The following is a 17,716-nucleotide window of genomic DNA, read 5'->3' as shown; positions in this document are numbered from 1 at the left end:
CCCCTGGAGCCCCCGCCCGCCGGGCCGCCTGCCGCGCGCCTCCGCCCGCTGGACGAAGACGCGCGGGCCCGCGTCGAGCAGGCCCTGCGGCAGCACGGCGGCAACGTGGCCGCCACCGCCCGCGCGCTCGGGATGCACCGGACACAGCTCCGGCGCCTGCTGGAGCGATACGGCCTGTCCCCAGGCGGCTCCTGACCGCTGCCCGGGCCTCCCTGGGGACGGCCCCGTGGGAAGGGCTTGTCAGAAGCAGGTGCAGGCGGCCTTGTAACACTTGCCCAGGCGGAAGCCCTTCGCCACACAGCTGGCGTTGCACTCCTCGGCGTAGCACTCCACCTGCGACGCTTCCGCGGTCGCGGGCGTGGACAGCGCCAGCGTGGCGCCAAAGGAAACGAACGCACCCGCGCCCATCGCGAACAGCACCCGGCCCGCCTTCTTCAACGACGTCAGCATGTGTATCTCCCGGTGAGGATGTTTCAGCATGAAGTATACATCAACCGGGAATTCATGGAGTACCCGGGGTGAGCTTCCACAGGCGGCCGTTCGAATCGTCCGTGAGCAGGTAGAGCGCGCCGTCGGGCCCCTGGACCACCTCGCGGATCCGCGCGTTGCGCTCCGTGAGCAGGCGCTCCTCGCCGACCACGCGGTCGTCCTTCAGGACCAGCCGCACCAGCGCCTGGCTGGACAGACCGCCGATGAAGAAGTTCCCCTTCCACTCCGGGAAGAGCGCCCCCGAGTAGATGGTGAGCCCCGAGGGCGAGATGACCGGATCCCAATAATAGACAGGCTGCTCCATGCCCGCGGCCTGCGTCGTCTTGTGGATGGGCGCGCCCGAGTACTCCTCGCCATAGCCAATCGTGGGCCAGCCGTAGTCCTTGCCGGCCTCCGGGCGGTTGAGCTCATCGCCTCCGCGCGGCCCCATCTCAACAATCCAGAGCCGCTGCTGGGCGTCCAGGGCCGCGGAGAGGATGTTGCGGTGCCCGGAGGACCAGATCTCCGGCCGGGCGTCCTTCCTGCCCACGAAGGGATTGTCCTGGGGGATGGAGCCATCCGGGTTGATGCGGACGACCTTGCCGAAGTCGCTCTTGAGGTCCTGCGCCTGGACGCGGCCGGGGAGGATGGAGCGCTCGCCGAGCGTGACGAAGAGCTTCCCGTCCGGCGTGAAGACGAGCCGTCCGCCCGCGTGCAGCGTGGACTCGAGCGTGGGCTGCATGCGGAAGATGACCTGGAGCCCCTCGATGCGCGGCTTCGGGCCGTCCACCAGCTTCGCGCGCGCCACCGCGAGCCCGTTGCCGCCCTCGCGCGGCTCGTAATAGGTCCAGTAGATGAGCCCGCTCTTCGCGTAGTCAGGCCCCACCTCCACGTCGAGCAGGCCGCCCTGTCCCCGGCCGTCCACCTTGGGGAGGCCCGCCACCGGGGGTGACTTCTTGCCCGCGGCGGTGACGATGAAGAGCTTGCCCGTGGGCTTCTCCGTGACGAGGAAGCGGCCATCCGGCAGGAACGCGATGGCCCACGGCTTGTTGAAGCCCGAGGCGACTTCCGTCACCACGATGGGCGTGCGCGTCTTCACCGCCGGGGCGCGCGTCTGCTGCGGGAACGCGGGCTTGAACTCCGGCACGTTCGGGGGCGCGGTCTCCACCGGCCGGGCCGTCTGGGCCTGGGCTTCGGGGACGGCGCTCAGCAGGAGGGAGGCGAGGAACGAGGTCACGAGTCCATGGCGCATGGGGTGACTCTCCGCCGGGACGGGCGGGACGTCACCCTCCGACGGGCATGCATCGCGGAAGTCCGTTGCCTGGGTGAACAGTCGCGGCGCCGCCCACCGTGAAGTCAATCACCCGGTCCCACATCGCCTGGAATTGCGGCTCCTGGAAGCGGGAGCCTGACTTCAGCCAGCTGATGTGCTCCGGGGGCTGGTCGAAGTGGCCCGTGACGTCCAGGTGGTCCGCCGTCGCGACGTGGAGGACCTGTCCCCAGACCTGGGCGCGGCTCGGGACGATGCCGTCGCTGCGGGACTCGAACCTCCTGCCGAAGACATCCTGGAGGGCCTGGGTCTGGGCCGGCGTGCGCTCCGGAACCTGGAGCTCCCGGGACAGGGGCGCGCTCTTCGCATGCAGCACGGCGAAGAGTCCGTTCAGGAGCGCGTCCGGGGTGAGCAGCAGGCGCAGGGACAGCCTGGGCGGCGGCGCGCCCGTGACGACGCAGCCGTAGCGCACGCCCTCCCGGTCCGCCGTGTCCGCGTTGAAGGCCCGCAGGCGGACCGGCATGAGGTCCTGGATGAGCGCCTGGTTCTCGCCCACCTGACCGAAGAACCGGATGAGGTCCTCGCGCTCGGCCTCGGAGAGGTCCGCCGTCAGCCGGACGATTTGATTGAAGAGGTTGGGCGGGAGCTTCGCCTCTTCGCTCCGCAGCACGAGCCAGTAGCACGCCTGGAGCGCGGCGGTCCGCAGGGGCATGGCCTTGCGGTGCAGGGTGAGGAAGGTGAAGAGCCACAGGTAGCGCAGCAGCGTCTTCCCCACGCCGCCCTGGTTGAAGTAGCTGGCCAGCGGGGTGCCGTAGTGCGGCGTGGCGATGGTCACGACCGAGCGCACGCGCTTCACGAAGTCCGGAGCCTGCCGCGCCATGCGCGGTGAGACGACGCTGCGCGCATCCAGCCCACCCGTGGAGTGCCCGACCAGGTGGAGCTGCGCGTCGTCCTCGTTCGCGGTCCGCGCCATCTCCCGGAACACGTCCTGGGCACGCAGCTCCAGCCCGGAGGTGGGCGCGGAGGCGATGGCGTGCACCCGCGCATCGACTCCGCGCTCCTTGAAGCGCTGCTCGAGCAGGCGGGGGACGTTCTGGAAGTAGGCGATGCGCTCCGTTTCCTTGTCACCCATCTGGGTGAAGCCAAAGAAGCCGGGGACCAGATAGACGCGGTGCCGGTTTGCCATGGGGCAATCCTGGCAAGCCTGACGTGAGGACTGCCCCCGACGCCGGGGAGGGGTCAACGTGAAGTCCTGAACCCCTGGCCCGGCATCCCTGCCTGCGGACTACTGGGTGATGATGTCCGTGTACTCGCTGCCGCTGATGGAGTTGCGCCACTTGGAGGAGAAGCCCAGCGCGTGCTGCGGATCCACCACGTGCGGCGCGGCCTCCTTGGCCACCTCCAGGCGGACAATCTCATTGTTGAACAGGTCCAGCACCATGCCGAACTGCACCGCGGTCAGGTAGACGCGCTTGAGCATCTTCTCCGCCTTCTCCTGGCGGACGATCTCGTTGTTCTCGCTCTTGAGCGACTGGTAGAAGCCGCGCCAGGTGGAGGCGTCCATCGGGTACTGCCCATCCCGCCGCATCATGCAGCCCTCGTCCGAGCGCGTGCCACAGTCGCGGTGGGAAGGCTCGGCGGCCATCGGCATCTCCGGCCGGGAGTCCATCCGGGGCTCCCGCCGCGTCTCCGTCGTCCGGTGCTCGCTGTGGCTCTCCGACTCCGTCATTCCACCCGTCATCCGCACGTCCATCCGGGCGCCGCCGCCGCGCACCTTCACGGTGGTCGTCTCCTCGCCATCCACGTTCGTCGTCGTCTTCATCTTGATGCGCGCGGAGGGCATGTCCTGATCCTCGATGTCCACCTGCATGTTGAACTCCGCGTCCTGCGCGAAGCTGGCGGACGAAACGAACAGGGACGAAACGAGCGCGGCACGGACGATGCGATTCATGTGAAGACCTGGTGGGAAACGGGTTCGGTGCGGCCGGTACGCTCAAGCGTTCCCGCCGCCGTGCCATCTCCACGCACCGTCCGCGCATTTATTCACCTGAAACGCACGGCGCGGCTGAGCAGGCCTGGACTCATTGTTTGAGAAAAGCAGAGCCCCGGCGCTCCACGCTGAACGCGGGAACGCCGAGGCTCGGTGCTGCGTGGGCTCTGGGCTGCCTTACTGGACGGCGCGGAGCGTGGGCTGCTCGTCCGTCAGCGACGTCAGGAGCCGGTCGCCCTCGGTCTCGTCGATGGGCACGAAGCGGCCGAGGTCGTCACGGTAGGCGTGGACCTGCGCCGCCCCGATGTCGAACCACCAGCCGTGCAGCCGCAGCGTCCCCGCCGCGAGCCGGTCGCGCACGATGGGGTAGGTCTTCAGGTGCTCGAGCTGCTCGAGGACGTTCAGCTGGGAGAGGCGATCCGCGTCCGGCAGCCCCTCGCCCACCCTGGAGGTGTTCTCACGCAGCTTCTTGATGGAGGGCGCTCCGTGCGCGAGCCACTGCTCGAGGTTCGGGGCGCCGTCCACGTTGCCGCCGGCCAGGATGGCCTTCATCGCGCCGCAGCTCGAGTGGCCGCAGACCACGACGTCCTCGATGGGCAGGAAGCCCAGGGAGAACTCGATGGCCGCCGCCTCACCGCGGTCCGCCGAGGGCTGTCCGCCCGGCCTGGCCGGCGGAACGAGGTTGCCCACGTTGCGCACCGTGAAGAGGTCGCCGGGGTCCGTGGACACGAGCAGGTTCGGCACCACGCGGCTGTCCGAGCAGCTGATGAAGAGGCAGTCAGGGGACTGACCCTTCGCGAGCCGCGCGAAGGTCGCCCGGTACGAGGGAAGGGTGTGGCGCTGGAAATCGAGCAGGCCTCGGATGAGCTTCTTCACTGCACACCTCCGGGAGAGAGAGTCGAAACGTGATGAACGGGGGAGGAAGGGGATGAGGCGGCAGGCCCCGCGGCGGGCGCCACACGCGCGCTGCGCCGGGTCCAGACGTCCTCGAGCGGCTCCATTCTCACGGTGCCACCCGTCTTGCGATGCGTGTCCGCCCAGCTCTCGAGTGCCTCGAAGCCGGAGTGGTCGAGCGTGTTCACCGCCACGTCCACCTCAACCTTGGAGCCCGACGGAATCTTCGCGAGCGCCGTCGAAAGCTTCGGCACCCCGACGAACGTCAGCGCGCCGCTGATGCAGACCTGGTGGACGCCCTTGTCGGCGTGGATCTCCACGCGCACCTGGCCCAGCTGCCACAGGAGCCGGAGGATGGCCGCGCCGAGTCCCAGCCCGATGCCCGCGAGCAGGTTGATGCCCACCACGCCGGCCACGGTGATGAGATAGACAGGCAGCTCACCCCGGTGCCGCAGCTCCCGGATGTGGGCGAGGTTCACGAGCTTCAGGCCCACGTGCACGAGCAGGCCCGCGAGCACCGTCAGGGGCACGTAGGCCGCGAGGCTCCCCAGCAGGGTGATGAAGGCCAGCATCCACACCGCGTGCAGGATCGCCGACCAGCGCGTCTTCGCGCCGGCGTTGATGTTCGCCGCGCTGCGCACGATGACGCCGGTGATGGGCAGACCACCCAGCAGACCGGAGAAGGTGTTCGCCACACCCTGCGCGAGCAGCTCGCGATCCAGGTTCGCCCGCGGGCCCGTGTGGAGCTTGTCGGTCGCCACCGCGCTCAAGAGCGACTCGGCGCTCGCCACGAGGGCGAGGGAGAACACGGCCACGGCGAAGGCGCCCCACATGGAGCCTTCCGGAAGGGACGGCAGCTTGATGGCGGACAGCGCATCCGCCGCCAGCTGCACCCGGGCCACGTCCGCGTTCATCACCGCCGCGACCACGGTCCCGCCCACGACCGCCACCAGCGGCCCCGGGACCTTCTTCAGCCGGCCGTTCGGCAGGAACCCCCACGCGATGAGGACGCCCAGCGTCAGCAGGCCCAGCAGCGTGGCCGCGCCATGGAGGTTGAGGATCTGCCCGGGCAGCTCCCGGATGTTGTTCCAGGCATTGCTCTGCGGAGCGCCACCCAGAACGATGTGGACCTGCCCCAGCACGATGAGGATGCCGATGCCCGCGAGCATGCCGTGGATCACGGCCGGCGAGATGGCCAGCGCCGAACGCGCGACCTTCAGCCCGCCGAGCGCCACCTGCACGAGTCCCGCCGCGGCCACCGCCGCGCACGTCACGGCGAAGCCCAGCTGCTGGATGAAACCGAAGACCATCACCGCGAGGCCCGCCGCGGGGCCGCTCACCAGCAGCGGCACGCCACCCAGGAAGCCCACCACCAGGCCTCCCACGACGCCGGCAATGAGGCCCGCCATGATGGGCGCTCCTGAGGCGAGCGCGATGCCCATACACAGGGGCAGGGCCACCAGGAACACCACCAGCGAAGCTGGCAAATCCGAAGCGAGAATCGCCTTCATCGAAGGCCTCGCCTCTGCTGCCTTTACATCCGAAGTCATTGCTTGAGCTCCCCTGTCAGCTGTCACGCCACACCAGGGATTGGCGTGACAGAGGGGGGCTACGCAATCGCTGTGCCAGTCAGTTCCGGGCGCTTTCCGTCGAGGGAGGGACGCCTCCGGATGGGGCGATGAAAGAATCTTGAAGCCCGCGGCCCGGGCGATGAACGATTTTTAAAGTCCTTCACTCCGAGGGCGGGTTCTCCTCCAGGCGGCGGAGGAAGGTCGGATAGGACAGGCCCAGGGCGCGGGCCGCCTCCATGCGCCTGCCCCCAAGCTGCTCGAGCACGTGCCGGACATAGAGTCGCTCCACTTCATCGAGCGGGCGGGGGGGGCCTGACACGGAGAAGGCATTGGGGTCGACCGCGGCCGGTGCGCCGCCCCCCTTGGCGAGCGACTGCAGCTCGAGCGCGGGCCCGACCTCGAGCACGAGCGCCCGCTCGAGCACGTTGCGCAGCTCCCGGACATTGCCAGGGAAGGGATAGCTCACCAGGCGCTCCTCCGCGGCGGGGGAGAAGGGGACCGGGCGCCGGCCGAGCTCCGAGCAGAGCTCCTGCACGAGCGTCCGCGCGAGCGGCAGCACATCCTCGCGACGCTCGCGCAAGGGAGGCACGTCCACCCGGAACACGCTCAGCCGGAAGAGGAGGTCCTCGCGAAAGCGCCCGGCGGTGACCTCCGCTTCGAGGTCCTTGTTGGTGGCGGCGACAATCCGGGCGGTGCTCGTGAGCTCCGTCATGCCACCGAGCCGCCGGAAGGCCCCCTTGTCGAGGAAGGTGAGCAGCTTGGCCTGGAGCGCGAGCGGCAGCTCCCCCACCTCGTCGAGGAAGAGGAGCCCATCGCTCGCGAGCTCCACGAGCCCGCGCCTGGCCGTCTTCGCATCCGTGAAGGCGCCGCGCTCGTGACCGAAGAGCTCGCTCTCCATCATCGTGTCCGGGAGCGCGGCGCAGTTGATCTGCACGAAGGCCCCCTGCTTCTGGCGCAGGGCGTAGAGGTGGCGGGCGAGCACCGCCTTCCCCGTCCCGGTCTCCCCGAGCAGCAGGACGGGACTTCGCGGCGTGGTGGCGATCCGCTCCAGCATCTGGAGGGTCCGCTGCATCGCCGGCGAGCGGGACTCCGCCAGCCGATGCCGTCCTTCGAGGACGCTCTCGGCCTGGCGCAGCCGCTCCTGGAGCTGGAGGTCGCTGGCCGCGCGGCGCGCGCGCATCACCAGGTCGTCGATCTCGACCGGCTTGCTCAGGTAGTCGCGAGCCCCCGCCCGGATGGCTTCGACCGCGCTCTCGATATCGCCGTGCGCGGTCACCATCAGCACGACGGTCGTCGGGAGCTGCGCCCGCAGCTCGGGCAGGAAGACGAGCCCATCCCCGTCCGGCAGCCTCCGGTCCAGCACGACGAGGTCGGGCGCCTCGGCGGCGAGCGCGACGCGCGTTTCATGCAGCGAGCGTGCGACCCGGACGCGGAAGCCCTCCTGGCTCAGCATGGAGGCCGCGAGCGAGGAGAAGGTCCTGTCGTCATCGACGAGCAGCAGGGAGGTGCTCATGAAGCCATTTTCTCGAGCGGAAGGCGAACCGTGAAGCGGCTGCCTCCGGACACGCGTGTGTAGGAAACGCTTCCGCCATCATGCGCGCGGATGGCCGTGCGCACCATCGGAAGCCCCAGGCCAATCCCCTTCGACCGGCCCACCGCGAAGGGCTCCCAGAGCCTGGGCTCGAAGGCCAGGGGCACTCCCCCCGCGTTGTCCTCCACGACGAGCACCACCTCCGCGCCTTCGCGCAGGAGCTGGACCTGGACGCGAGGTGTGGGCTGCTGCCCTGTGTCATGGGCTACGGCGCCGGCTTCGACGGCGTTGCGGATGAGGTTGTCGACAGCGGAGACCAGCAGCGTCGGGTCCCCCTTCACGAAGAGTCCCTCCTGCAGCGTGGTCTCGACGGTGACATCCGCTGCTTCCGGCAGGAGCTTCACGGCTTGAAGCGCGTCCTGGACGAGCAGGTGCATCTCGCAGCTGCGCCGCTGCGTGGACTGGGGGGAGGCGAAGCTCAGCAAGGAGCGGGCGAGGTGGCCGAGCCGGTCCGCCTGGGAGCGCAGCGCCTGGACGGGCAGGGTCGTTTCGCCTCCCTTCGCGCGGATCATGCTGAGCGCGGCCTGCATGCTGTTGAGCGCGTTCTTCACCTCGTGGGCGATGAGCGAGGAGGCCGTGCCGAGCGCCGCCATCGTCTCCTGGCGCCGCAGTTGCTCCTCGGCGGCCATCAGCGAACGGTAGGAGCGGCGCAGGAGCACCGTGAAGAGCAGGAGCACGCCGCCGAGCAGCGCGGTGTGGAAGCCGAGCTGCCCGAGGTAGCGGCGCTTGAGCAGCTCGCGATCCCTCGCCTCGTCCTCGAGCACGGCGAGCAGCATCTCGGTGCCGGGAACGAGCGCCGCCGCGCCGAGCAGCCGCGTGCCTCCGAGCGTGATGGCCCCGGGCGTCTCCACCAACGGGCGGAGGCGTGCGGCGAGCTCCGGCTGGCGCAGCAGCGGCGGGGGCGTTGCCGGGAGCAGGAGCCGGCCGCGCTCGCCGAGCAGGGCGACCAGGGACTCGTTCGCCCCGCGATGGGGCGGGAGCAGCTCGCTCGCCGTCGCGAGCTCGCCCACGAGGAGGCCCACGACACGCTCGTCGCGCACGATGGGGACCGCGACCGCGACGAGCCCACCGCCTTCATCGTCCAGCAGTCCGACCGAAGCGGCCCGCCGCTCCATCATCCGCCGGAACCACGGGCGCGTCGGGAGCGGTGTTCGCCCGAGCGACATGGTCTCCGGGTCGCTCCAGATGCGCTGGCCGTCCGCGGACAGCAGCGCGACGCCCGCCGAGAAGAGGGACGTGTGGCCGAAGGCATTCTCGAGGAGCGCCACCTCGGGGCCCGCCGCTCCGTCCTCGGGTCTGAGCGCCGGGTGCTCCGCGAGCCGTTGCAGCTCCGCGCGCAGCAGTCCCAGGTGCGCGCCCAGCGCCTGGGCCTGGAGGCCCGCGCGGTCCGACAGGTGGACGAGGAGCTCTCCCTCCGCGGCCTTCACGTCCGCCTGGTAGGTCACGAAGGGACTCACGAAGGCGGCGCCCCAGAGGAGCATCAGCCCGACCACGGCGGACCGGCCCGCTTTTCGCTGCGTGCGAAGCAGCTCGCCCGGTGGGGGCACGAGAGAGGTCAGGGACGGATGGGCCGGGGGCGGCGACATGCGCCCATCTTCAACACATTTCGGCGTGCACGGCATTCGCTCGTGAAGGCCGCGTGGAAAAGCGCCTCGCCGACACACGTCCGCGAGTCTCGCCCTCTCTCCAGGAGGGCGAGACCCGGTTGTCCGGGACTACTGGACGAGCACCTGGATGACCTGCTCCGAGGTGTTGCCGGCGGCGTCCGTGGCCTGAATGAGCACGGCGTTGTAGCCGGGGCTCGAGAAGGCCACCGTGTGAGAGGCGATGTTCGTCCCCGCGCCGACGTCCGCCGTGTGGATCCAGTTGGCGGTCACCCGCACCGGGGTCAGGTCCGTGACCTCCGTGAGGATGTCCACCACCCAGGGCTGGGGGACGTCGAGCGCGGGGGAGAGGACCCGGAGGACGGGCGCGGTGCGGTCCACCGTCACCTCCATGCTCCGGGTCGCGGTGCCGCCACTGGTATCAATGACGGTGAGGGTGATGGTGTGCTCGCCCTCGGGCAGCTCCAGCCAGTTCACGACGTGGCCGCCGCTGAGGTCCGGCGTGAGGCGCAGGGGAGCGCCACCGTCGATGGTGAGCAGGACCGCGCTGATGGCCGCACCGCTGGCGCCGGGCGTGGCCCAACCACACGCCTTGATCAACGCCGCCGACGTGTAGCGCGGCATGTTGCACATGGTGAGCTCAGGGGGCGCCGAGTCGTGGGTCACCACGTGGATGGCGGTGGTGCAGGAAGCGCTGAGGCCCGCTGCGTCCGTGGCGGTGTACGTCACCGCCGTGGTCCCCAAGGGGTAGGCTCCAGCGGAAGGGCCGCTGATGGTCGCGCCACACGCGTCTGAACCGGTGGCCTCCCCGGGAATGACGAAGGCGCCCTCCGGGCCCGTGGCCTCCACGATGCGCTCGGCCGGACAGGTGATGACGGGGGCCGTGGTGTCGACGACGGTGACCGTGGCCGTGCAGGAGTCGCTCGACTGCCCGTCGGAGACCGTCAACGAGACAGTGTGGTTCCCTGGCCCGAACGGACCCGAGGGGGACTGGGTGAGGATGAGGGGCGAGGGCTGCAGGTCTGGATCATGGCTTCCGTCATCCACGCTCGCCTGGGCGCTACAGGTGATGGCGCTGGCGCTGACGGTGACGTCCTTGCAGACAGCGACAGGCGGGACGTTGGTGGAGCACTCCAGACTGACGGGAGCGCTGCCGCTGTTGTTGGTCTCCACGCACTCGGTCTCCCGGCTGGCGCCCGTGCCATCGCTGTCCGCCACGGCCCAGATCTCCGCGGTCCCGCCCGGGGCGGAGGCGAGCAAGAGGGTTGCGACCGCGCCATGGCCCGCGGTGAGCACGGAGGAGAGGGTGGCCACGCCCAGCAGCGTGCCGCCCGCGGCGGGATTGCCCTGGTAGAAGGCGACGGGCAGCCCGGCGGAGACGGCGGCATCTCCCTGATTGTAGACCTGCGCGTTGAGGCTGAGGGCTCCAGTCGCCCGGTCGCACCCGGCGCTGACCTCCGTCACCGTCACATCCGCGGCGGCGAAGGGGTTGGTGGAGCCGCTGCCCTGGCTGTTGGAGCGGAAGGTATTGAGCCCGGGGGTCCGCCAGTTATCGATGGGGTTCGCGGGGACGGTGCCATCGTCGTTGATGTGGGTGACGGAGTAGGCGTGCTGGTTCCAGATGCGACGGGTGTTCACCCAGCCATCCGTGCGGTCGCGGAACACGCGGATGCCCGTGGCACCGGGGAAGCCGTAGTTGTTTGAGGCGACGACGATCTCCGCGTTGTCGTCACCATCCACGTCGACGATGAGCGGGTTCTCGTAGGTCGTCCCGGAGGCATGCGCCACGCTGAAGCGCACCGCGCCCGTCGCACCGTCATAGATGCGCAGGCGGACCTCGTCGGCGTAGACCACCTCCGCCTTCCCATCCCCTTCGAAGTCGAACGTGGACGACCCCGTCATGTTCGAGCTCCCGTCCTGGACGGGGCTGGACCACTTGATGGTGCCATTCGTTTCGAAGACGGTGTACCGCGTGGCGCCAGCCACACCGATCTCCGGCAGGCCGTCCGCGTCGAAGTCGGCGATGTTGGGCGCGCCACCGTTGCCGCCGCCGGGGAGGACCTGGGTCCAGAGCAGGGTGCAGTCGTCATCCATCAGCGAGACTCGACCGGCGGACACCACCACGACCTCTCCGTGGGGATCGCTGTCGAAGTTGGCCACGCCGGCCAGTCCATGCCCGATGTTCGTGTTCCTGCACTTGAGCGTGCCGTCATGGCGGTAGATGGCCCTGCCATTGACCACCTCCCGCAGGCCGTCACCGTCAATGTCCGCCGCGAACGAGATGGGGCCCGTGGACTGGCCACCCATGCCATCAACCCCTGACCACTTCAGCACGCCCGTATTGCTGAAGACCTGGTTGCCGTTGATTATCTCCACGGAGCCATCGCCGTCCAGGTCCGAGAACGAGACGCCTCCCCAGTTGTTCAGCGTTCCCTCCGTCCGGAACTTGAACGCGCCGGTGTTCTCGAAGCAGAGGATGCCGCCGCCGCTCGATGGCATGGCGCACAGCTCCACCAGGCCGTCACCGTCGATGTCCGCGCCGGCCACGCTCGCGGCTCCCCGCACGCGCAGGGACGGGTCGGTCACGGTCCACAGTTCGCTGCCGTCCGCGCCGCTGATGGCACGCAAGACGCCATCCGTCGTGTAGTTGGCGCCCGCGAAGGAGCTGAAGACGACGTCTGGGATGCCATCGCCGTTCACCTCCACGACGATGGGCGTCATCATGACCTGCTTGTGCTGTGGCAGGATGGTGCTTCCACTCCAAGCCCACTCCAGCTCCGGCTCGAAGTTGGGATTGAAGGGCGGCTGGACCACGCACTCGCCAGCGACCGCCGCGGCGGCCTGGGCCAGTGGGGGCTGTCCCTCCTCCCGGGTCCCGCCACAGGCGGTCATCAAGAAGAGAGAGACGGCGGACAGCCGGACGTCAGCGGTCAAGATGAGTGATTTCCTGCTTCGCTTCACGGGGGCCATGCTTCCTCGGTTCACGCTGCATGGGCTGGCAGCGCCAGGATTTGGCCGGTGTATATTGAGTTCCCTTGAACTCCAGCAACTGGGTCAAAATCGAACGTGGTGGGTCTTTGGATGGCCAAGCCACGGTGCTGACATGAATCCCGTTCAGGGACACCGCTTGTATTATATTGTTGGAGGCCGGTGGTGGACGGGCCGGGCGCGAATGTCTTCACCGACTTCATGTGTCATTGGCGCACAAGGCGTAGCAATTCCCGTTTGACGCGCACGGCGGACGCTGCCCCCGGGACTGGCTGCGCACGGCCCCGGGGGCAACGCCTGCGTCAAGGCCGCAGCCGGAGGAAGAGTGCGTCGTCCGTGAAGGTCGTGCCGTACCAGGAGTAGGACGAGAAGCTCACCCCATCCACCTGGGTCGTGGACCACAGGGTCGTGCCCAACAGGAGCTCCCCCGTGGTGAGCGCGATGGGCTGCCCGGTGAGTGGGAAGTAGCGGGACCAGCGGTGGGTGCCGGCCGTCGAGTAGCCCGCGTAGATGGGGCCTCCCCGCAGCGTGCCGCCCCCGAAGCTCACCGGGCCGCTCGACTGTGCCCACAGCACCACCGTGCCGCTGCGGGTGACCGTGAGCCCCCGGGCGCTCTCGCCGTACGGCGAGCCCACGTGCTTCAGCCACACGTCGGTGCCATCCGCCTTCAGCCGCCCCAGGAACAGGTCGTCCGGCGTGCCGCTGTAGTCGGTGGGCACCTGGGTGTACGTCGTGCCCGCGAAGGTGAAGGTGCCCGTGAAGGTGCCGCTGAAGAACACGTCGCCGCCGTATGGAACGACCGCCACGGTGGCGCCGTTGGCTCCGGTCCAGGCGCGCGTCCACACCTGCTCACCCGCGGCGGTGAGCCGCGCCACGAAGGGCGTGGGCCCGCTGCCGCTCGGGGCGAGCTCCGTGCCGCCCAGCGCCGAGCCGCTGAGATAGAGGTTGCCCGCGCTGTCCGCCGCCACCTCCAACTGGGAGGCCCTATCCGCGGCCGCGAAGCTCCGCGACCACGCGTGCGAGCCGTCCGCCGCGAGCTTCAGCAGGTACAGGGCGCTGCCATCCTGCGCCTGCGAGCCGTCCGAGCGCAGAGGCCCGCCGCCGAAGTCCACTTCACCGAAGAACCGGCCCGCGATGATGGGCGCACCGTCCGGATCCGTGGTGATGCTGGTGGACTTGAGCATGCCCTGCTGGCCGCTGTACGTGGAGGCGAAGGTCCGCACCCACTCCGTGACTCCGTCCGGGGTCAGCCGCGCCACGAAGAGGCGTGCTGCAGTGGTTTGCGGCAGCGGGCCCGTGCCCAGGTCCGGTGCGCCGTAGTAGAGGCCCACCACGAGGATATGGCCCGTCGGAGCCACCGCGAGTCCCGCCGGGATGATCTGGCCGGCATGGCCCACGCTCCACTCCACCCCGCCGTTCTCGAGGTAACGCGTCACCGCGAAGCCCTGGATGCCCGGCAACGGGCCCCCTCCAAAGTTGGGCGGATTGGCGCTGCCATTGGACACGTATGACCCGAGCGCCACCCAGCCCCCGTCAGAGGTCGCCGCCGTGGAGACCACCCGCTCATCGCCCCCGTGGAACATGTGCCAGCTGGCCCCCAGGGTGCCTCCCACGCGGCTGAGCCCCCGGTACGCGCACGTCGAGGCCGTGTACGAAAGGACGAGCTGCGGCCATTGCAGGATCGGGCCCTCCATGGAGGTGAAGGTCATTCCGTCCGTGCTCTGGGGCAAAAGCCCGAAGCCGTAGCGCCCGTCTCCGGAGAGGGCCGCCCCCACGTCGTACTCCACCCAGGTTCCACCGCTGACGCTGCCCTTGTCCGCCAGCGGGGTGGGGGCCACCGCCGGGCGGCCCGTCCAGTCGAAGTCCTCGCCGCTCCAGTTTGTCGTGGCGTGAACGGCCGGCGCGTTCGCCGTCCCTCCTCCCGTCGCGAAGACGCGCAGCCGCGCCCCCGTCAGCGTGCGCCCGCCCGTGGCCACATCGAAGGACAGGTACGCCGCGCTCTCCGGGTCGCCATCCGCCGTGAGCGCCTTGCTGCCGGGGTTGCGCCGCGTGGGCTCCGCCTGGGACACCCAGGTGTCGAAGTGGGGGTGGACGATATCCGTCTCCGGACCCGGGCAGTCCTGAACGGTGAGGACCAGACGCGGGTTGTTGCTGCCCGGCGCGTCATTCGCCTCGATGCCCGTGCCGTCGCTCGTGGTGGAGACGAGCGTGAAGGCATAGTAGGAGTCGTTCGCCTTCACCCACGAGGACACGTCGTAATCCACCCACGTGCCCGCGGAGACCGCGCCCACGTCCGCCAGCTTCTGCGTCAGGACGGCTGGCGCCTTGTTCCAGGTGAGCGTGGAGACGCCCCAGTTCGGATTCACCCCGTAGACGGCCGGGCCGTCCTTGCTGCCATCCACCACGTACACCCGCAGCTTCGCGGAGGTGATGACCCCGTTGATGCTCGACAGGTTGAAGCGCAGGTAGGGCTGGCGCCGCGGCGAGGCATCCGCGTAGAGCGTCTGCGCGGAGCCGAAGCGGGTGTCCGGCTGGGTGGCGTCCGCCATCGTGTCCGCGTATGCCGTGAGGGTGCGCGTGGTGGTGGTCGCCGCGAGCTCGGCGTGGCCCAGGTCGGACGCCTCGGCGGGCGCGGCCGGGTCCGGCCCGTCCTCCCGCTCCGCCTGCTCCATTGGCCCGCACCCCACCACCAGCGCCACCGCCGCTCCCAGCCACCCGCGTCTCGTGCCCATCGGTCCCGGCTCCCGTCGAGAATGTTTCAACGGACTGCGATTGCAGGGCCGGTGCCACTCCCGGTTGCACATGGGCGAACAGCAAGTCCGGGGCATGGCCGCGAGGCGTGGCAACGAATCGCCTTGTCCGGGCGGTCCGCTTCCGTCCGTGAGGCGGCGCGCTTCCCTCCCAGGGCAACGAGGATGCGCTGGCCCTCGGTCGCGAAGCAGGTGAGCGCGTACCAGGGCCGGCGTGCCGTGTTCGGGCTTGAAGGCGGCACCGCGCGAGGCCAATCAGGGGTATGAGGAATGCCCATGAGCAATGAGCACACGCCCACCGAGCCCGAGGTCATGGAGCCTGCGTTCTGGCGGAAGAACGGCTGGTCGGCCAGGGTCATCAAGAACGAGGAGGACGACGGCTGGGCCGTGGAGATCCGCAAGCAGGGCATCCCCGAGCCCGTCCTCATCAGCCCGTGGGTGATGGGCCGCGACAAGAAGAACCCCAAGCCCTTCGATGCGGCGGCGTTCGCGACCTTCGTGAAGACGGCCTCGGAGGTCCTGGACCGCTCCGCGCGGCAGCGCGACCAGGCCATGACCAAGAAGCTCTCCATCGCCTGGGAGGGCCGCTGGTACGAGGTCCGGCTCGAGCTCGTGCCCGATGAGTACGACCCCCACGCGCTGCTCTCGGCCATCGACGACGCTGGCGAGACCGTCGCGAAGCATCGCGTGCCGGCGAACTTCAAGTTCACCCGGGACATCGCCAACGCGTGGGTGCGCGGCGGCTTCAGCGAGCCCTGAGCGCGTCCGCCACCGAGCGCGACAGCTCACCCCACTTCCGCATCGAGCGGCGGAAGTGCTCCTCCGGTGGGTCCCCGATGCCGAAGGTGTGGAGCAGCACGGGGCCCTCGTAGCCGGCCCGGCGCAAGGGGAGCAGGTACCCGGTCCCCACGTCGAAATCGCCCCGGTCCAGCGGCTGGATGACCTCGGACCAGGTGGGGGCGTTCAAATCGAACTCGCGCGCGGCGCCGTGGACGCTCACGAGGGCGAGCTGGGGGGCGGCGGCGGTGATGACCTCCTCCAGCCGGTCGCGGTTCCCCGCCCTGAGCTCGTGGCAGAGGTGGAGCGAGGTCTTCAACCGGGGACGGTCGACCGCGGCCATCAGGGCGAGCGACTCCTCGACGGTCTCGATGGCCTCTCCGTCATGCGGGTAGAGGACGACGTCCACGCCGTGCGCGGTGGCCAGGTCCACCACGTCACGAACCGAGGCGACCATGGCCGTCTTCGCGTCCCGCGGCCCGCTCAGGATGAGCCAGAGCGCGGTCCGCCTGGGGGCGAGCGCCGCCAGGATTTCGTTCAGCGCCTCGCGGTCCCAGGCCGTGTCGAAGGGCAGGACGAAGAGGACGGCGGGAAGCCGCACCCGTCCCGCCTCCACCGCGGGCTGGCGGGCGAAGCTGTCAAAGGCCTCGCGGCCCGGCCAGAACAGCGTCACCCCGGAGTAGCCGAGCGAGTCGAGCAGCTCCACCTGCGCGGCGACCGGCCGCGACTCCAGCGTGAAGTGGAACGCACCGAGCGGAGCATCAGGCGGCTCCGAGCGCCGTGGCTCGGCGCAGCCCACGGAGGCCAGGAGCAGGACGGGCGCGAGCCACTTCATACGCAAAGGTGCCTTGCAGTGGAGCCTGTGCAACAGCTTCCCATCGTCGGCCATTTCCGGGCCGCGAACCAGGGCGGGTTGGGGCAGGATTGCCGCCACCGCTGAAACAGTTCATTCCCCGGTGTTGTTGTTGTCCACGTGGCCGCCCGAGGTGAAGGAGAAGAACCCATGACCGCACTGCGCCGCATCACCGTCCCCACGCTGCTCGCCCTGGCCTCGGGGCTGGGCGCCTGCAGCCAGGCCTCCGCCGAGGGGGCCAAGGCCCACGTCATCCAAGGCAAGGCGGTGGATACCCAGGGCCGCCCGCTGTCCGGGGCGAAGATCATCCTGGACGTCTACAACCACAACGACGCGCTCAACACGGACCACGCCACCGCCACCTACGACGACACCGACAAGAAGGCGCTCACGGACGGCTCCGGCAAGTACTCGGTGTCGTGCGGCCCCGGGGGCTGGCGCGTCTTCGGGATGGTGGAGCGCAAGTACAACGGAGACACCTTCACCCTGCCGCTGCACCCGGACAATCCCAAGTTCGTCGCGGGCAATGACGGCGGCGTGCGCAACTTCTCCTGGAAGCTGTCGGGCGCCATCCCCAACGAGCAGGGCGGCGGCTTCTACGGCGGCACGCTGAAGGTGGTCACCACCTACGAGTCCAGCTTCCGCGATGACCAGTACCCGAACCTGGAGGTGCAGCTGGAGCCAGTGGGGCCGCTCATCGACGGCAGCGCGGGCAAGAAGCTCACCCTCAAGCCCGACAAGGACGGGGCGATGAAGGACGTGCCCGTCGGCCGCTACAAGGTGCAGGTGCGCCTGGGCGGCAAGCCCGTCACCCTGCGCATCGACGACAACACCAGCCCCTTCAAGGACGCAGCGGTCGTCGACTTCAAGAGCAAGGCGGACTCCAGCTGGAGTCACTGCACCAACTGCGCCCAGCTGGAGCTTCGCTAAGTAGGTAGCCACAAGTTCCGAGACGAATGC

Annotated in this window: 14 protein-coding genes; 3 read left to right on the top strand and 11 right to left on the bottom strand. The window is 69.5% G+C overall.

Translation table 11 applies throughout. From position 1 onward, the window contains the following. Nucleotides 1-195, top strand: a 195-nt coding sequence (locus D7W82_RS03180; RefSeq protein WP_147439206.1) for a helix-turn-helix domain-containing protein, incomplete at its 5' end; no start/stop codon positions are given. Nucleotides 196-240: 45 nt separating this feature from the next. On the opposite strand, the gene D7W82_RS03175 is transcribed toward D7W82_RS03180, so the two are convergent. From D7W82_RS03175 to D7W82_RS03130, 10 genes are all read right to left on the bottom strand, one after another. Then, the gene (locus D7W82_RS03175; protein WP_120564825.1) at nucleotides 241-450 is read right to left on the bottom strand and encodes a hypothetical protein; all 210 of its coding nucleotides are present in this window, start codon (nucleotides 448-450) and stop codon (nucleotides 241-243) included. A 52-nt stretch (nucleotides 451-502) separates the two neighbouring features. Continuing rightward, entirely contained in the window at nucleotides 503-1,720 is a 1,218-nt protein-coding gene (locus D7W82_RS03170; protein WP_120616897.1) for a PQQ-dependent sugar dehydrogenase, read from the bottom strand. Nucleotides 1,721-1,751: 31 nt separating this feature from the next. Then, nucleotides 1,752-2,924, bottom strand: coding sequence for a triacylglycerol lipase (locus tag D7W82_RS03165; protein WP_120616896.1), 1,173 nt, complete (start codon nucleotides 2,922-2,924; stop codon nucleotides 1,752-1,754). A 99-nt stretch (nucleotides 2,925-3,023) separates the two neighbouring features. Then, nucleotides 3,024-3,689: a DUF4476 domain-containing protein gene (locus tag D7W82_RS03160; protein ID WP_120616895.1), complete on the bottom strand. Its 666-nt coding sequence runs from the start codon at nucleotides 3,687-3,689 to the stop codon at nucleotides 3,024-3,026. 216 nt (nucleotides 3,690-3,905) lie between these two features. Next, complete coding sequence (locus D7W82_RS03155; protein ID WP_120616894.1) at nucleotides 3,906-4,604, bottom strand: carbonic anhydrase; 699 nt, start codon at nucleotides 4,602-4,604, stop codon at nucleotides 3,906-3,908. Next, on the bottom strand, nucleotides 4,601-6,172 hold the full coding sequence (locus D7W82_RS03150) for a SulP family inorganic anion transporter (protein ID WP_120616893.1): 1,572 nt from the start codon (nucleotides 6,170-6,172) through the stop codon (nucleotides 4,601-4,603). Before D7W82_RS03150 ends, D7W82_RS03155 begins: the two co-directional genes overlap by 4 nt. 181 nt (nucleotides 6,173-6,353) lie before the next feature. Next, on the bottom strand, nucleotides 6,354-7,706 hold the full coding sequence (locus tag D7W82_RS03145) for a sigma-54 dependent transcriptional regulator (RefSeq protein WP_120616892.1): 1,353 nt from the start codon (nucleotides 7,704-7,706) through the stop codon (nucleotides 6,354-6,356). After that, nucleotides 7,703-9,370 carry a sensor histidine kinase gene (locus D7W82_RS03140; RefSeq protein ID WP_120616891.1) on the bottom strand — a complete coding sequence of 556 codons (1,668 nt, stop codon included), beginning with the start codon at nucleotides 9,368-9,370 and terminating at the stop codon, nucleotides 7,703-7,705. The genes D7W82_RS03145 and D7W82_RS03140 overlap by 4 nt, the downstream gene beginning before the upstream one ends. A gap of 129 nt (nucleotides 9,371-9,499) precedes the next feature. Further along, nucleotides 9,500-12,358 (bottom strand): FG-GAP-like repeat-containing protein, encoded by a 2,859-nt coding sequence (locus D7W82_RS03135; RefSeq protein WP_120616890.1) that lies wholly within the window; start codon nucleotides 12,356-12,358, stop codon nucleotides 9,500-9,502. A 320-nt stretch (nucleotides 12,359-12,678) separates the two neighbouring features. Continuing rightward, complete coding sequence (locus D7W82_RS03130; RefSeq protein ID WP_147439205.1) at nucleotides 12,679-15,108, bottom strand: DNRLRE domain-containing protein; 2,430 nt, start codon at nucleotides 15,106-15,108, stop codon at nucleotides 12,679-12,681. A gap of 294 nt (nucleotides 15,109-15,402) precedes the next feature. Here D7W82_RS03130 and D7W82_RS03120 point away from each other — a divergent pair, with 294 nt between their 5' ends. Further along, complete coding sequence (locus tag D7W82_RS03120) at nucleotides 15,403-15,885, top strand: hypothetical protein (protein ID WP_120616887.1); 483 nt, start codon at nucleotides 15,403-15,405, stop codon at nucleotides 15,883-15,885. Here the strand turns inward: D7W82_RS03120 and D7W82_RS03115 are convergent. Next, nucleotides 15,872-16,738 carry a sugar phosphate isomerase/epimerase gene (locus tag D7W82_RS03115; RefSeq protein WP_158617578.1) on the bottom strand — a complete coding sequence of 289 codons (867 nt, stop codon included), beginning with the start codon at nucleotides 16,736-16,738 and terminating at the stop codon, nucleotides 15,872-15,874. The genes D7W82_RS03120 and D7W82_RS03115 overlap by 14 nt on opposite strands. A gap of 168 nt (nucleotides 16,739-16,906) precedes the next feature. Between D7W82_RS03115 and D7W82_RS03110 the strand changes: the two genes are divergently transcribed. Further along, the gene (locus D7W82_RS03110) at nucleotides 16,907-17,686 is read left to right on the top strand and encodes a hypothetical protein (RefSeq protein WP_120616885.1); all 780 of its coding nucleotides are present in this window, start codon (nucleotides 16,907-16,909) and stop codon (nucleotides 17,684-17,686) included. The last annotated feature ends 30 nt before the right edge of the window (nucleotides 17,687-17,716 follow it).

The organism is Corallococcus sp. CA049B (assembly GCF_003611685.1).
In the GTDB taxonomy this organism is placed as follows: domain Bacteria; phylum Myxococcota; class Myxococcia; order Myxococcales; family Myxococcaceae; genus Corallococcus; species Corallococcus coralloides.
Note: the sequence above shows the minus strand (reverse complement) of the source record. Positions and strands in the feature narration are given on the sequence as shown.

Excerpts from the sequence above, each read along its gene's own strand:
- D7W82_RS03175 (WP_120564825.1), bottom strand. The coding sequence starts at position 450 with ATGCTGACGTCGTTGAAGAAGGCGGGCCGGGTGCTGTTCGCGATGGGC.
- D7W82_RS03170 (WP_120616897.1), bottom strand. The coding sequence starts at position 1,720 with ATGCGCCATGGACTCGTGACCTCGTTCCTCGCCTCCCTCCTGCTGAGC.
- D7W82_RS03165 (WP_120616896.1), bottom strand. The coding sequence starts at position 2,924 with ATGGCAAACCGGCACCGCGTCTATCTGGTCCCCGGCTTCTTTGGCTTC.
- D7W82_RS03160 (WP_120616895.1), bottom strand. The coding sequence starts at position 3,689 with ATGAATCGCATCGTCCGTGCCGCGCTCGTTTCGTCCCTGTTCGTTTCG.
- D7W82_RS03150 (WP_120616893.1), bottom strand. The coding sequence starts at position 6,172 with ATGACTTCGGATGTAAAGGCAGCAGAGGCGAGGCCTTCGATGAAGGCG.
- D7W82_RS03145 (WP_120616892.1), bottom strand. The coding sequence starts at position 7,706 with ATGAGCACCTCCCTGCTGCTCGTCGATGACGACAGGACCTTCTCCTCG.
- D7W82_RS03140 (WP_120616891.1), bottom strand. The coding sequence starts at position 9,370 with ATGTCGCCGCCCCCGGCCCATCCGTCCCTGACCTCTCTCGTGCCCCCA.
- D7W82_RS03135 (WP_120616890.1), bottom strand. The coding sequence starts at position 12,358 with ATGGCCCCCGTGAAGCGAAGCAGGAAATCACTCATCTTGACCGCTGAC.
- D7W82_RS03130 (WP_147439205.1), bottom strand. The coding sequence starts at position 15,108 with ATGGGCACGAGACGCGGGTGGCTGGGAGCGGCGGTGGCGCTGGTGGTG.
- D7W82_RS03120 (WP_120616887.1), top strand. The coding sequence starts at position 15,403 with ATGAGCAATGAGCACACGCCCACCGAGCCCGAGGTCATGGAGCCTGCG.
- D7W82_RS03115 (WP_158617578.1), bottom strand. The coding sequence starts at position 16,738 with ATGAAGTGGCTCGCGCCCGTCCTGCTCCTGGCCTCCGTGGGCTGCGCC.
- D7W82_RS03110 (WP_120616885.1), top strand. The coding sequence starts at position 16,907 with ATGACCGCACTGCGCCGCATCACCGTCCCCACGCTGCTCGCCCTGGCC.